This window comes from Shewanella sp. MR-4 (genome assembly GCF_000014685.1).
GTDB lineage: Bacteria > Pseudomonadota > Gammaproteobacteria > Enterobacterales > Shewanellaceae > Shewanella.
Map to the genome: position 1 here is coordinate 1361692 of NC_008321.1, position 14765 is coordinate 1376456.

Here is a 14765-nt window from a genome sequence, read left to right on the forward strand (position 1 = left end):
AAAGGGTTAGCTTAGCTAACCCTTTTTGCTTTTGGTCCAACTATCAATTGGCTTTAGGGAGCGCCCTCAGGGCATTGAGTTTTTGCTGGGCAATCCCAAATACGCACTCTGGGGCATAATGGCCTGTGTGTTTCCCATCATCGCCTCCTAAGGTCGCCGCCGCTTTGCCCAGGAGTAGTGCCATCGCTTGGGTGACATGGCTAATCGCCCAAATATGGAATTCTCCACGCGCAACCGCTTCTACAATGTCTTGGCGTAACATGAGATTGGCGATATTCGACTCGGGAATAATTACCCCTTGGCTCGATGAGCGGCCCTTAATCTTACACACATCGAAAAAGCCTTCGATTTTTTCATTTACGCCGCCGATGGGTTGCGCCTCACCAAACTGATTCATCGATCCGGTAATGGCAATATCCTGCCTCAAGGGCAACTCACTGATGGCGGAGATGATGGCGCAGCATTCGGCCATCGAGGCGCTATCACCATCGACACCGCTGTAGGATTGCTCGAAGGTGAGATAGGTGGTGAGGGGGATTTGCGCGGTTTTTCCAAGGACCGAAGCCAAATAAGCCGTCAGGATTAACACCCCTTTAGAGTGAATGCGGCCACCGAGCTTAACCCTATGCTCAATATCCAGCACTTCCCCCTTACCAAAGGCGGTGGTGGCGGTAATACGATTCGGCAGACCAAATTGATGATCTGAGGTAGATATCACTGATAACGCATTGATTTGGCCGACAACTTTATCGTGGGTATTGATTAATGTTGTGCCGTTGATAAAGCTCTCCATAATATTGTCGTGCAGGCGTGAGACCCGTTGCTCTTGGTTTTTCAGTGCCTGCTCAACGTGCTGTTTTTCAATACATTGACTTGCGGCGGCCTTAGCGCAGAAGTTTGATTCCCTAAGCAGATTGGCGATGTTTGCCGAATGCAGCGACAGCTTTTGTTGGTCCTGCGCCTCACGGGAACTGTATTCGATGATCCGTGCGATGGCACTGCGGTCACAGTGCAACATATTGTTATCGTGGACTATGCTGGAAATAAATCGTGCATATTGCGCCTCCGAAATATCGGTTCTGTCCATCACATCTTCAAAATCGGCCGTGACCCTAAATAACTCACTAAAATCAGGATCATAATGCTGTAAAAGCTGATAGGTTTCATGATCCCCAAACAGAATGATCTTCACATCTAAGGGAATGGGTTCCGGCGCCAATGAGATAGTGCCCGAGAGTGAGACTTCCCGCTCCAAGGAGCTTAAATCTAACTTGCGGGAGCGCAGTGCACGTTTCAAGCCGTCCCATACATAGGGGCGCTCCAGTACTTTGATGGCATCCATCAACAGCACGCCACCGTTGGCCTTGTGTAAGCTTCCTGGGCGGATGAGTGAAAAGTCGGTAAACACTGTGCCCCTAAAGGTGGCGTTCTCAACATAGCCAAACAGGCTGTGGTAGCTTGGGCTTTCTTCAACCACAATCGGGAATTTTTGCTCCCCTTGGCATACGATGACGTTGACCTGATAGCGGCGTGGCATTTTCTTTTCAAGGGAGGCGTAGGCGAGGGCGAGTTGCTCTTCACTCTCCTCAAGGAAAATATCTAAATTACTTAAGATATCCGACTGCATCCCCGTTAAGAAGGCTCTGACTTCGGGCTGATGTTTGTATTTGTCTTTCAAGGGTTTGAAAAAGTGCACCAGCACATCTTTAGCGACTTGTTCGTCGTGTTCCTGTTGGGTATCGCTAAACTCTTCTTCCCATTCGGTATTTTGTCGAATGATGCCGCGAAGTTTAACTTCGAGCCCATTGATATTGCTTTCAAACTGGGCGCGCTCGGCTTCGGTTAAGGCGCCAAAGGAGACCTCGTCATGGGGCTCTTCGCCATTGAGGGCAACCATTTGATAATCGCCCTGCAGGGTTAAACTGAGGCTAATGTTTTTCTGTTTGGCTTCTTCACTCAGCTCTGTCAGCGCGGCTTCTTGTTTTTGTGCTAGTTGGCTTTTGAGCTTTTCAGCTCGGGCATAATACATTTCGTTATCGAAGGCTAAGGGCAGCGCTTTGACCAGTTTTAGCATGAGTTTTTCGATGGACTTTTTAAACTCTTGCCCCGTTCCTGCGGTCAGCTTAAGCACTTTAGGGCTGCGAGTATCGTCAAAGTTAACCACATAGCACCAGTCAAACAGTGACGGTTCAATAGGATCATGGCGATTCAGGTAACGCAGCATCATTGTGCGTTTACCTAAGCCGTTTTGGCCAATAGCATAAATGTTATAGCCCTTTTCCTTGATCCCCATGGCGAATTCCACCGCCTGTTGGGCACGCTCCTGCCCAACAATATCATCGAGTGGCGTGAGCTGAGCGGTAGACTGACACTCAGGGTTAAGCTGTTTAAGTTCGGATTTACGATAAAGCTGTTGACTCGTTAACGGGATGGCGGGTGTTGCTGTGGGCACGGTAGGCATAGAGATCCTTGTTTTTCATCCTGAATATTTCCATTGTAGACAATAGGATAATGTTGTTGTCAATGAAAAGGCGCTAAATTGTATTTAAATCAGTGTTGGGATTGATGAATGGTTTTTTGTCAGTTGAAGGGACTAAAAATTTCTTATTTTCATTAGGTTAGATTTGCTAGTTTTTTCGTGGCGATATTTGAAACAAAGTAATCGGCGATTGGGCCAAATATTTATGTATTAGTGAATGACGATGATTGAGTGTCTGCGGTAATATTGTTGAGCGAGCCTGAGTGTTAAAGCGCTTGAGCGACTAATCTAAGCTGGCGGTTAAGGTTGGATTGCAGTGTGTTAAGGCGAGGGCATGCCCTCAATCAAAATGGAATTGTAGGGGCTACAGTTAGCAAGCTTATGATTGATATTACAATTTCACCAAAACAGTTGTCGGATTGGGCAAACGATTTACAGTTGGTTGCCGATATGACTCAGTCACATGCTGTGGTCCTACAGGCCAGTGTGGCGGGTGACTATCGTCTATTAGTTCAGTCGTCTCAATGCCAATCATCTGATATTGAAGCCCTTATTCGGCATTTTAATCTTAAAGCGCATTTAAACCTGCATCAAAATGCCACTCCTAAAGTCAAAGTCGCCTCTTCTGCTGACACCGCTTATAACCCCTTCAATGAATCACGCACCTTTAGTCACCATCAGGTGGACCTTCCCGAGGATATTCGTCAGGCGTGTGCCTATAAGCGCGCCTTGATCCAAAATATCAGCAGCAATCTCCAATGGTGCGATACTGGGCTTGGCAGTTTGATTTACCTGCCGATCCTCTGGACTTCGGGGGCGCATTTTGGCGTCTTGTGTGTGTATAACAGCGATCCTTTACATTTAGGGGATAGGGCGCTGCAATTGGCTTCGCTCACGGTCAATAGCCTACAGCTCAATTTGAGCGAGTTGCTAAAGCAGCATAAATACGCCTTGGAGGCGCAGCGCGGGCAAGTCTATGCGCCCGATGTCATTGACCTACAAACCTTTATCGATAGTTTTGAAGAACATATTTGGGTTAAAAATACCGAAGGTGTTTATACCATCTGCAACCATAGTGTTGAGAAAGCCTGGGAGTTGCCACGCAGTGAAATTGTCGGCAAGACGGATGAAGACCTTTTTGGTAAAGAAATCGCCGAGATTTTTCTCAATGGTGACAGGCTTGCGATTGAAGCGGGGACACCGATTATCGTCGCCGAGTGTTTAGACGGTGAAAAACAGAATAAACACTTATGGTTAGAAACCCTTAAAATTCCGGCTACTACGGCCGACGGCGCGCTTGCCGGTGTCATAGGCATGACCCGCAATATCTCCAAGCATAAAGAGGTTGAAGAGCAGCTCACGCTGGCGACTAATGTGTTTAAACATACCCTCGAAGGTGTGGTGATCACTGACAGGCATGGCAATATCACCGATGTGAATGGTGCCTTCTATGAAATCACTGGCTACTCGCGGGAAGAGTTGCTCGGCCAAAATCCACGATTATTTAACTCGGGTCGCCACGAGAAAGCCTTTTTCGATGCCATGTGGAATCACTTACTCGAGACGGGTAAGTGGAATGGCGAAATTTGGAATCGCCGCAAGGATGGCACTATCTTCCCGCAAAATATCACCATCAGCACCATTTATGATGAGTTAGGTGATGTGCGCTATTTTGTGGCGGTATTTTCCGATATTTCCGCTCAAAAACAGAGCGAGGCCCAGCTCGCCCATTTAGCTTATTTCGATCCTTTGACCCATCTGCCAAATCGCATGAAGCTGATGATGCAGCTTAAACAAGAACTCAGACATGCAAAAAGGCTCAATGCCCAACTAGCCACAGTGTTTATTGATGTGGATTTGTTTAAACATATCAACGACAGTTTCGGCCACAGTATTGGTGACGAAATGCTAGTGGAGTTGGCTAAGAGGTTACGCAGTCAGCTGCAAGAGCAAGATGTGTTGTCGCGAATTGGCGGCGATGAGTTTGTGGCGCTGATCTCGGGCATTCAAAGCCATGAGGATGCCGCCGCGGCCATTAACCAATTACGCCAAGTGTTTGAACAGCCCTTTGTGGTGAGCACTGGGGATCATCTGCGTCTGACAGCCAGTATGGGAGTGTCCATCTATCCCGATGATGGCAGTAATGCCGATACCTTACTGCGTAACGCCGATGCCGCCATGTACCGCGCTAAGAGTGAAGGCCGCAATAACTTTGCTTTTTACACTGAGTCGCTCACTAAGCAATCCTTTGAGCATCTAAAACTGCAGAGTGCGCTTTATGGCGCCCTTGAGCAAAACGCTTTGTATTTGATGTATCAGCCTAAATTGGATTTAGTCAGCCGTAAAACTATAGGGGTTGAGGCGCTACTGCGTTGGAATGACCCGATATTGGGACAAATTTCCCCAGGGGTATTTATTCCCGTCGCCGAGAAAATCGGGCTGATTTACGATATTGGTTTGTGGGTGCTCGAAACCGCTTGCCTTCAAGGTGTGCGTTGGCTTGCCGAGGGGAAACCCTTTGGCCGAATCGCCGTTAACGTTGCCGGACAACAGCTACAACGTAGCTCCTTTGTTGAGGATGTAAAACGCATCCTGACACAAACAGGATTGCCCGCCACTTGCCTTGAGCTTGAAGTGACTGAAAGCGTGATGATGCATAATCCCGATGTGGCGATTCGCGACTTAAAGCTGCTAGGGGATCTTGGTATTGAGCTTTCGGTCGATGATTTTGGTACCGGATACTCCTCCCTTAACTATCTGAAAAAACTGCCGATTCATAAGCTTAAGATTGACCAATCCTTTGTGCGGGATATTCCCTTCGACACCAACAATACCGCTATCGCTAAAGCCGTAATTGTTCTAGGGCATGCGCTCAAGTTAGAGATAGTGGCAGAAGGGGTTGAGACTCAAGCACAGGCCGAGTTTTTAACCCAAAACCTGTGCGATCAGGCGCAGGGGTATCTCTTCAGCCGTCCGCTATTACCCGCGGATGTTGAGGCGTTTTTAGCGAAAGCCTAAGCGCGTCTAGTGAAAGCCTAAGCGTGCCTATCGATCATCAGGCTGATTAGGCACGATTAACGCCGTGAGCAACTGACAGATGCAATGCAACTGGTCGCTCTAGCGGCTGTCTGTTAACATGGCGCCATTATTGTTTTTGGTGATCTTCCATGTCTTTTAGCGCGCTTTCCCTACATTCTCAGTTAGTGAATACCTTAGCCGAACTTGGCTATCAGCAGCCCACGCCTATCCAAATTGAAGCCATTCCCGCTATTTTGGCAAAACAGGATGTGATGGCGGGTGCACAAACGGGAACAGGGAAAACCGCAGCCTTTGCTCTCCCGGTTTTGCAGCAATTACTCCTCGATAACCAAAGCCAAGATGCACCTAAGGATATTCGAGCCCTAGTGCTAGTGCCGACTCGTGAGTTAGCGGTGCAAGTGCAGCAGAGTTTTGGGAAATATGCCAAAGGCACTGACATTCGTATCGGGATTGCCTACGGCGGCGTGAGTATCGAGGCTCAGCAAGCCGAATTTAAGGCCGGCATCGATGTGCTTATCGCGACGCCTGGGCGCCTGCTCGATCATCTGCGTCAAGGTGCGCTTAACCTTAAGCATTTGAGTGTGCTGGTATTTGATGAAGCCGACCGTATGCTCGATATGGGATTTATGGATGAAATCAAAGCGGTGCTCAAGCAAGTGCCGGCGCAGCGACAGACACTGCTGTTCTCGGCTACCTTAGATGATTCGATTTTCGGTTTCAGTAAAAACCTTTTGCGTGAGCCTAAGCTTATCGAAGTCGCGAAACGCAATACCACGGCCGCACAGGTGGAGCAGCGGGTTTATGCCATCGACAGTGATCGTAAAACCGAGTTTGTCAGCCATTTAGTACGCAGTAAAAATTGGCAGCAAGTGCTGATCTTTAGCCGCACAAAGCAGGGTGTCGATAAGCTGACTACTCAGCTTAATCAACTCGGGGTGGCAACGCAGGCATTTCACGGTGACTTATCCCAAGGCGCAAGGGAGAAGGTTTTAAAGGATTTTAAACAAGGACTAGTGCAGGTTTTAGTCGCGACCGATGTTGCCGCTCGTGGCCTCGATATTGCCGACTTACAGTATGTGATTAACTTCGAACTGCCCTTTATTGCCGAAGATTATATCCATCGTATCGGTCGCACTGGGCGTGCGGGTAGCACTGGTTTGGCGATTACGCTCTTTAGCCAAGAGGATGCACTGCTGCTTGAAGAGGTTGAAGCATTGCTCGATAAACGCCTGCCGCAGCAATGGTATCCCGGCTTTGAACCTGATTTTAATAAGATGGAACCCGAGCCAAGACGCAATAGTAAAGCGGCTCAAAAACAGCGAGCTAAGAAGCGCGCCTTAGGTGGCAAGAAACGCTAGTTTGCCTATCGGGTATGGCTTAGCTTGTGGGTTGAAAGCGTTATCAAAAGTCCTGATTTAGATACTTATCCGCCCCAGAGATGGGGCGGATTTTTGTTTTTCAACAGTTGACGACTCCGCCGTTATTTTGCGCGGCAGTTTACTTATCTTTCACCGTTCTCACACTGCCGATGGTATTTGGGGTTGCATCTCACTCATTGTGTGTCTAGTGACTTGCTTATCAAGGTCTTGTTTTTCAGGTTCTTAGCACAAAATATTAAGCATTAACTAAAATAGACTTCAGCTTGATTATTGCGTTGCCGCTCTTCATTTTTTTCAGTCGCTTCTTTAATTAGCTCAGCTTTTTGGGCTTCGAGTAGCGCTATCTGCTTGGCCTTTTCTTCTTCGGATAAGCTGTCATTGGCGGCAATTTTCGCCATTTCTTCTTCTAGCTGCTTCAGTTTTTCCCTGTCGACTCCGGTGCGTTTGTCGAGGATTGCCTGCATGGCCTCCGCTAATCTGTCTTCGGATTTTGCGCTCTCTTGAGAACCGGCAATATTTTGCACATTGCTGGTGTAATGTTGTTTGGCGTTTGGCGCAAGCTGGCTATAGGTATCACTGGTTTCAGCGCTTCGAGTCACACCGCCCGATAGGGTGACAGTATCTTGCGGAGCTGTCATTTGAGGGCTCGAACTTTCCGCGGTGCTTGGTACGCCCTGCGTTTGTTGAGTCTGAGCCGATTTTAGCTGGCTTAGTGCAATGGCTGCATAGCTATTGGGATTGATGACCGTCATTTCCTTATTCTCCCTCGTCGATGTTTACTTCCTGATGCCGCGCCAATGGGGCGAATAAACTAAGCAATATCAGGGCCAAGCCCTAGCGACTTTCGTTGGATTTTTAGCGTCAGAAAAATTTTATAAAAATTTGTACAAAAACTTGATCCTTGTACAAGAATGGTCCGTAATATTATTCAAAGTGATACAAGGAATAGCATTATGTACAAGTTTAATCCGCAGCGAATTCAAATTGGGATCAGTGCCTGCCTACTAGGGGAGAAGGTGCGTTTTGACGGTGGGCATAAAAATTCTTCCTATTGTAATCAAGAGATTGCCCCTTTTTTTGATTATGTTCCCTTGTGTCCAGAAATGGCGATTGGCCTAGGTGCACCGCGAAAAAGCATTCGATTAGTGCGCGATGGTGAGCAGATCCGAGTGCAGAGTGGTGATGGCAGCTTAGATGTCACCGACAAACTCAATCGCTTTAGCGAGCAAAAGGTTGAGGAATTAGGCTTTTTAGGCGGTTACTTACTCTGCGCCAAATCGCCAACCTGCGGTATGAAACGGGTGACTGAGTACAAAATCGGTACCAATAATGGCACTAAATCAGGCATTGGAGTGTTTGCCCGTAAATTAATGGAACGCTACCCCTATCTCCCCGTCGAGGAAGAAGGTCGCCTGCACGATATGGTGCTGCGGGAAAACTTTTTTACCCGAGTCTATGCCTATCACGACTGGCATAAGATGTGTCATGAGGGCCTAACCAAGCACAAGTTAGTCAAGTTTCACTCCCGCTATAAGTACCTATTGATGGCCCATAGCCCTAAATGGTACCGCGAGCTAGGGCCGATTGTGGCCAATATTGAAGACTTAGATCAAACCGCCGAGCGCTATTTTGCGGGCTTTATGACCGCCTTAAAAATCAATGCGACCCGTCGAAACCATACCAGCACCTTACAACATATTCAGGGCTATTTTAAAAAGCATTTGAATAAGGAACAGAAGTTAGAACTGTCTGAAATGATTATGAAATATCGCCAAGGGCTTCTCCCTTTGCTGGTGCCTATCACTTTGATTAACCACTATTTGCGCCAATTTCCCACCCCCTATATTGAGGATCAAGTGTACTTAAATCCCCATCCTGAGGAATTAAAGCTGCGCTATGCCTATTAATACAGGTAGCTGGCGAAAATACGCACTTGAACGATTAGATAATGCATTAAGATTAACGAGTTAAGTGATTGACATGAAACAACATGATTCAAAGATTGAGGCCGAAAACCTCGAGAGTCGCGAGCTGCTCCCGATAGGGGAAGTGTCGCTACTCACAGGGGTTAACGCGGTAACACTAAGAGCATGGCAACGGCGCTTTGGGCTGGTGATCCCTGCACGTACGCCTAAGGGCCATAGGTTATACACACCTGAAAATATTCAACAAATCCATGAGATCAATGCATGGTTAGCCAAGGGGGTCGCCATCAGTAAGGTCAAACCGTTACTGATGAGTTCAGCTCGTGCGACCGAGGATGACCATACTACACTGCAAGAGGGGGATTTGTGGCAGGAGCAGATCACAGCTTTAAATAGTGCGCTGTTTGAACTGGATCAATCAAAGCTGCACCAAATCCTTGATGAAGCCCTTGGCTTATATCCCTTTCAATTAGTGAAACAAAAATTGTTGCTGGCTTGGATGGCGCAGTTACCTGCTTTGCTTGAGCCTCGTTTAGATGCCGAGCTGTTGCTTGCATGGCTAGAAAGTGAGTTAGCCAGTCGCATCGGAGGGCGCGCCAGTTTTGCCGGGCAGGCCAGTTTGGCGCAAATCGGTGTCGTGTGTTTGCCATCTATCCAAGGGCAAAAAACGGCAGAGCTGCACGCGGGTCATTCGAACATGATTCACTCGAGCGCAAGCAACTCAAGCACAAGCAACTCAAGCATAAGCAACTTGAGTATGACTAATCGCTTGTATAGTCTGGTTTTACGCTTAGAGCTTGCCGAGTTAAGAGTGTCAGTCATTCATCTTGGCGTACTCGACACCACAAGTCTTGGGCTTATCAATAATCGACTCAAGGTAGATGCACTCTTGCTAGTGCCTGAGGCGAATCATCCACCATCGAAAATCTTCGAGCTGCAAAGCTTGCTCGAGCAAATGCCACTTTCCTGTTATCTCATCGGCCCCTTTGCACTGACTCTCACGGCCTTATCAGCGTTTATGGCGCCAGACTTGGCTGAATGGGTTAGCCAAGTTTCGGCGGCAAAAGAGCAACAGAAGAAACAGCTACGTAAGAACAAAAACGCGGCCGAAGCGGAGCAAGGAGGGCAAGCCGATGAGTGATAATCAACCCCAAGCGGCAAAGCACACGTTGATGTGGTTTCGCCAGGATCTGCGCCTAACGGATAACCAAGCACTGACGGCAGCCTGTGATTGGGTGCGGCAAGTGCCTGGCGCAAAACTCAGGGCGATTTATATTGCGACTCCGAGCCAATGGCTCAGCCACGATATGGCGCCGATCCAGATTGATTTTATCCAGCGGCATGTGAATTTGCTCGCTCAAGGACTCGCAAGCCTAGGGATTGAATTTGAGCTTATTCAACTTGATAGCTTTAAAGAAGTGCCCGCCTTTTTAGCGAGTTACTGTGAAAAGCTTGGAGTTGAGCGGGTGTTCGCGGGGCGAGAACCCGAAATCAACGAGCAAAAGCGCGACCAAGCCTGTCTCGATGTGGGTATTCCCTTGGTGCTCAGCGACGAGCATTGCCTATTACCGCCGGGCACAGTGCTTAACTTAAGCGGTGATATGTATAAGGTGTTCACGCCCTTTAGCCGCAAGTGGCGAGAAGTTGCCGCCAAGCGCGCCATTTTGCCGCTTGCTGTACCTGCGCCGCTTGGCCCTATGTTACCTGAACCAAAGCCAATCAGTTTTAAAGAACGTTTCCCATTCACTAGCAAGCTAACCTCTAGCGAGCAATGGGCGGCGGGAGAGGGGCAGGCAAAACGTATTCTTACCGCATTTATTCAGCAAAAAGCCCAAGACTATAAACAGGATAGGGACTTTCCTGCTCTCGAGGGTACCAGTGTTATCTCCCCTTATTTGGCGCTGGGTGTGCTGAGTCCAAGGCAATGTATTGCGGCGCTGCTTGGGCGTTTTCCCGAGGTAATTGTCGATGATACTAGCCCTGGGCGAACCTGGTTGAATGAGCTGATCTGGCGGGAGTTTTATCGCCATTTGTTAGTGGCTTTTCCAGATTTATCCAAGGGGCATAACTTTAATCGTCAGGCCGACCATGTGCAGTGGCGCAACAACCAAGCTGAGTTTTTGGCATGGTGCGAGGGCAAAACGGGTTACCCGATTGTAGATGCGGCAATGCGCCAGCTTAATCAAACTGGCTGGATGCACAATCGACTGCGCATGGTGGTGGCGAGCTTTTTAACCAAACACTTGCTTATCGATTGGCGCTGGGGTGAACGTTACTTCCGGCAGCATCTTATCGACGGCGATCTGGCGGCTAATAACGGTGGCTGGCAATGGTCGGCGGGCTGTGGCTGCGATGCCCAGCCTTATTTCCGCATTTTTAATCCTATCAGCCAGAGCGAAAAGTTTGATCCAGATGGCAGCTTTATCCGTAAGTACTTACCAGAGCTGGCATCTTGGGGAATCAAGCGTTTGCACCAACCCAATATGCAAAAAACGCCTTCGTTATTTGAGGTGCCAACGCTGGAGTCTGACTCGGCTTATCCCTATGCAATTGTGGAGCACAATGCGGCAAGGGCGAGGGCGCTAGCGGTACTTGGGGTGCTGAAAAAGGCCTAGGCCATAGGCTCAACCTTACAACTTATCCCTTAGGGAGTTATCTGGATGATAAACCAAGCGAAGATTGAACAGAGCGGTGTGGTTGATGAGTTTATCGCGCTCTATCAAGCATTAAACAAGGACAATCTGCATCTGCTGGCTCAGGTCTACGATGACAATATTTGTTTTATCGATCCTATGCATCAAGTGAATGGTTTAACTGCCTTGACTGAGTATTTTGCCAAACTCTACAAAAACGTTGGCTACATTCACTTTGAAATCAAAGAAGTATTGCAAGATGACTCCCAAGCTTCGCTATTCTGGCAGATGCAATATTGCCATCCTAAATTAAACAAGGGCGAACTTATCCGGGTTGATGGCATGAGCCAGCTTAAGTTTCATCAGCTGATTTACTTTCACCGGGATTATTTCGACTTAGGGCAAATGCTGTATGAGCATTTGCCTTGCATGGGCGGTCTCATTCGCCTGCTTAAAGACAGGGCGGCAAAGTGATGACCTCGGTACAGATCCACAAAATCAACACTGTGCTGATCACAGGGGCAAGCTCGGGGATTGGGCTGCAATTAGCCAAGGATTATCTCGCCGCTGGTTGGCATGTGATTGCCTGCGGCCGAGATAAAGCCAAGCTCGATGCACTTGCCGAAACCGTGCTGATTGGGGCGACTTGCATCAGCTTTGATATTAATGAGCGCAGCCAAGTCCAAGAGAATGCTCTCCGTATCAAAGATTTACTGGCTCAGTGCGCCTGTCAGCTGGATTTAGTAGTCCTTAATGCGGGTGGCTGCGAGTATATCGATGACGCTAAACACTTCGACGACAGATTGTTTGAGCGTGTCGTGCACACCAATCTGATAGCCATGGGCTACTGTCTCGGCGCGTTTTTACCTTTAATGCCAAGAGGCGCGCGCTTGGCACTGATGAGTTCGAGCGCAACGTATTTAGCCTTTCCCCGTGCGGAGGCCTATGGCGCTTCTAAGGCGGGCGTGCAGTACTTAGCCGCTAGCCTGAGGCTCGATCTTGCTCAACACGGGATCTCTGTGAGTGTGATTTGCCCAGGATTTGTGGCGACGCCTCTAACAGCCAAGAATGATTTTGCCATGCCGATGCAAGTCGATGTAAAGGCGGCGTCAACGGCAATTCGCCGTGGGCTCTCGCGCGGCGTAACCGAGATCCATTTCCCCAAACGATTTACTTATTTATTGAAATTGATGTCATTTCTACCAGCCTTGGTTTGGCAAAAAATGATCCAACGGGATAACCAGCCAAGGGCGCTTAAGGATGCAGGACGATGAAAAATATTGCCATTGTAGGGACGGGAATTTCAGGGCTGACCTGTGGCTATCTACTCAGCCAATCCCACAAGGTTACTGTGTTTGAGGCCAATGACTATATAGGCGGCCATACCGCGACCGTGGATGTGGAGCATCTTGGTAAACACTATGCGATAGACACTGGTTTTATCGTGTTTAACGACCGAACTTATCCCCGTTTTGAACGGCTGTTAGCCCGTTTAAATGTCAGTATTTTGCCGACCGAAATGAGTTTTAGTGTGCACAACGCCCTAACGGGGCTTGAGTACAATGGCCATAACGTTGCCAGTTTGTTTGCCCAAAAGCGTAACCTCCTGAATCCGCGCTTTTGGGCCTTTTTAAATGAAATTGTGCGCTTTAATAAAAGCTGCAAGGCGATTTATCAGCAGGATAATTACCCCGCTGGCAACTTGGGTGAGTTTCTCGACCGCGAGCAGTTTTCTCACTTTTTTGCCGAACATTATATTTTGCCCATGGGCGCGGCAATTTGGTCATCGAGCATCGAGGATATGCGCGCCTTTTCGCTGCGTTTCTTTATCCGTTTCTTTGAGCACCATGGCTTATTAAATGTCAGTAACAGACCGCAATGGTATGTGCTTAAGGGTGGCTCACGCAGTTATATACCTGATTTAATTGCCCCTTTTAAAGACAGTCTGCATTTAAACAGCCCAGTGAGTGCCATCGAACGCCATGCTGACGGCGTAAAACTCTATGTGAATGGTGAGTGGAAGGAATTCGATGAGGTGATCCTCGCTTGTCATAGCGACCAAGCGCTTAAGATGTTAACTGATGCCAGCTCGGCCGAAAAAACGATTCTGGGTGACTTGCAGTATCAAAATAATGAGGTGGTTTTACATACAGATACCAACCTTTTACCTAAGCGCAAGGCGGCGTGGGCCAGCTGGAATTATCGTTTGGATGGCAATCAAAAACGCCCCGCCTCTGTGACTTACAATATGAATATTCTGCAGCGCCTACCTAGCGACGCGCCAACCTTCTGCGTAACGCTTAACCAGACTGAGCTGATTGACGAAGCCAAAATTCTGCGCCGTTTTAATTATGCGCACCCAGTGTTTAATGAGCAGAGTTTACATGCGCAGGCGCGCCGGGAAGAAATCTCGGGCCAAAACCATACCCATTTTGCGGGCGCCTATTGGCACAACGGTTTCCATGAAGACGGTGTCCGCAGCGCCTTAGATGTGTGCGCTCACTTTGGGGTTACGCTATGAGTGAGCTCAATAGCGGTATTTACTATGGCAGCGTGACCCATAGTCGCTATACGCCAGTAAAACATCACTTTAGCTACCAAATGGCTTTGCTGGCGATTGATTTAGACGAGGTCGATAGTATCAGTGCCATGGGGCGCAGTTTCGCCAGTCAGCGGCGCGCTCTGCTCAGATTTAATCCCAAGGATTACCTTCGTACTTTTACGACAAGGGATAACCAGAGTCGGCAGCTTGAGATAAACGAGCCAAGCAGCTTTGCCCTTAAGCAGCGGGTGCTTGAGCAAGTTGCTGAGTTGGGCGGTCACCAGCCTTGCGACAGAGTGTTGTTTGTTGGGCAAATCCGTCACTTTGGCGTGTACTTCAGCCCAGTGAATTTTTACTTTTGTTATCAAGCACAACAGCCTCTATATATGCTCGCTGAAGTAAGTAACACCCCGTGGGACCAACGCCACTGTTATTTAGTGGATTTATCCACCCCTAAAACCACGGATAAAGTGTTTCACGTTTCGCCTTTTATGAACCTCGATATGCGCTACCAGTGGCATGTTGAACCGCCCGCTGAACGTTTAAACATTGGCATCGAGAATCTACCTAATCAGTCGGGTAAGCGTTTGTTCAATGCCAGCCTGTCGATGACTCGCCAAGCTATCAATGCTCAATCCCTTCGCGCCTTGTTGTTTCGCTTTCCATTTATGACGCTGAAAATTTTCGGCGGAATTTATTGGCAGGCGTTAAAGCTGTTCTTTAAGCGCGTACCTTTTGTGCCACATCCTGCCCAAGTGGAGAAATAAA

11 protein-coding genes are annotated in these 14765 nt (G+C 48.3%); 9 read left to right on the forward strand and 2 right to left on the reverse strand.

Annotation, left to right across the window (positions count from 1 at the left end):
* Nucleotides 1-43 precede the first annotated feature (43 nt).
* Entirely contained in the window at nucleotides 44-2461 is a 2418-nt protein-coding gene (locus SHEWMR4_RS06090; RefSeq protein ID WP_011621947.1) for a Lon protease family protein, read from the reverse strand.
* 399 nt (nucleotides 2462-2860) lie between these two features.
* Between SHEWMR4_RS06090 and SHEWMR4_RS06095 the strand changes: the two genes are divergently transcribed.
* Together SHEWMR4_RS06095 and SHEWMR4_RS06100 are read left to right on the forward strand one after the other, a co-directional pair.
* A complete protein-coding gene (locus tag SHEWMR4_RS06095; protein ID WP_011621948.1) occupies nucleotides 2861-5497 on the forward strand; it encodes a bifunctional diguanylate cyclase/phosphodiesterase in 2637 nt (878 codons plus the stop codon).
* A gap of 149 nt (nucleotides 5498-5646) precedes the next feature.
* On the forward strand, nucleotides 5647-6876 hold the full coding sequence (locus SHEWMR4_RS06100) for a DEAD/DEAH box helicase (protein ID WP_011621949.1): 1230 nt from the start codon (nucleotides 5647-5649) through the stop codon (nucleotides 6874-6876).
* Between the two features lie 263 nt (nucleotides 6877-7139).
* On the opposite strand, the gene SHEWMR4_RS06105 is transcribed toward SHEWMR4_RS06100, so the two are convergent.
* Nucleotides 7140-7649, reverse strand: a complete 510-nt coding sequence (locus SHEWMR4_RS06105; protein ID WP_011621950.1) for a hypothetical protein — start codon at nucleotides 7647-7649, stop codon at nucleotides 7140-7142.
* A gap of 201 nt (nucleotides 7650-7850) precedes the next feature.
* On the opposite strand from SHEWMR4_RS06105, the gene SHEWMR4_RS06110 reads away from it, so the two are divergent.
* The 7 genes from SHEWMR4_RS06110 (at nucleotide 7851) to SHEWMR4_RS06140 (ending at nucleotide 14764) form a co-directional block, all read left to right on the forward strand.
* Entirely contained in the window at nucleotides 7851-8804 is a 954-nt protein-coding gene (locus SHEWMR4_RS06110; RefSeq protein WP_011621951.1) for a YbgA family protein, read from the forward strand.
* Between the two features lie 73 nt (nucleotides 8805-8877).
* Nucleotides 8878-9963 (forward strand): MerR family transcriptional regulator, encoded by a 1086-nt coding sequence (locus SHEWMR4_RS06115; RefSeq protein WP_011621952.1) that lies wholly within the window; start codon nucleotides 8878-8880, stop codon nucleotides 9961-9963.
* On the forward strand, nucleotides 9956-11437 hold the full coding sequence (gene phrB / locus SHEWMR4_RS06120; protein ID WP_011621953.1) for a deoxyribodipyrimidine photo-lyase: 1482 nt from the start codon (nucleotides 9956-9958) through the stop codon (nucleotides 11435-11437). The genes SHEWMR4_RS06115 and phrB overlap by 8 nt, the downstream gene beginning before the upstream one ends.
* Nucleotides 11438-11482: 45 nt before the next feature.
* The gene (locus SHEWMR4_RS06125) at nucleotides 11483-11929 is read left to right on the forward strand and encodes a nuclear transport factor 2 family protein (RefSeq protein WP_011621954.1); all 447 of its coding nucleotides are present in this window, start codon (nucleotides 11483-11485) and stop codon (nucleotides 11927-11929) included.
* The gene (locus SHEWMR4_RS06130) at nucleotides 11929-12729 is read left to right on the forward strand and encodes an SDR family NAD(P)-dependent oxidoreductase (protein WP_011621955.1); all 801 of its coding nucleotides are present in this window, start codon (nucleotides 11929-11931) and stop codon (nucleotides 12727-12729) included. The genes SHEWMR4_RS06125 and SHEWMR4_RS06130 overlap by 1 nt, the downstream gene beginning before the upstream one ends.
* On the forward strand, nucleotides 12726-13976 hold the full coding sequence (locus tag SHEWMR4_RS06135) for an NAD(P)/FAD-dependent oxidoreductase (protein ID WP_011621956.1): 1251 nt from the start codon (nucleotides 12726-12728) through the stop codon (nucleotides 13974-13976). Before SHEWMR4_RS06130 ends, SHEWMR4_RS06135 begins: the two co-directional genes overlap by 4 nt.
* A complete protein-coding gene (locus tag SHEWMR4_RS06140) occupies nucleotides 13973-14764 on the forward strand; it encodes a DUF1365 domain-containing protein (protein ID WP_011621957.1) in 792 nt (263 codons plus the stop codon). The genes SHEWMR4_RS06135 and SHEWMR4_RS06140 overlap by 4 nt, the downstream gene beginning before the upstream one ends.
* Nucleotide 14765 lies beyond the last annotated feature (1 nt).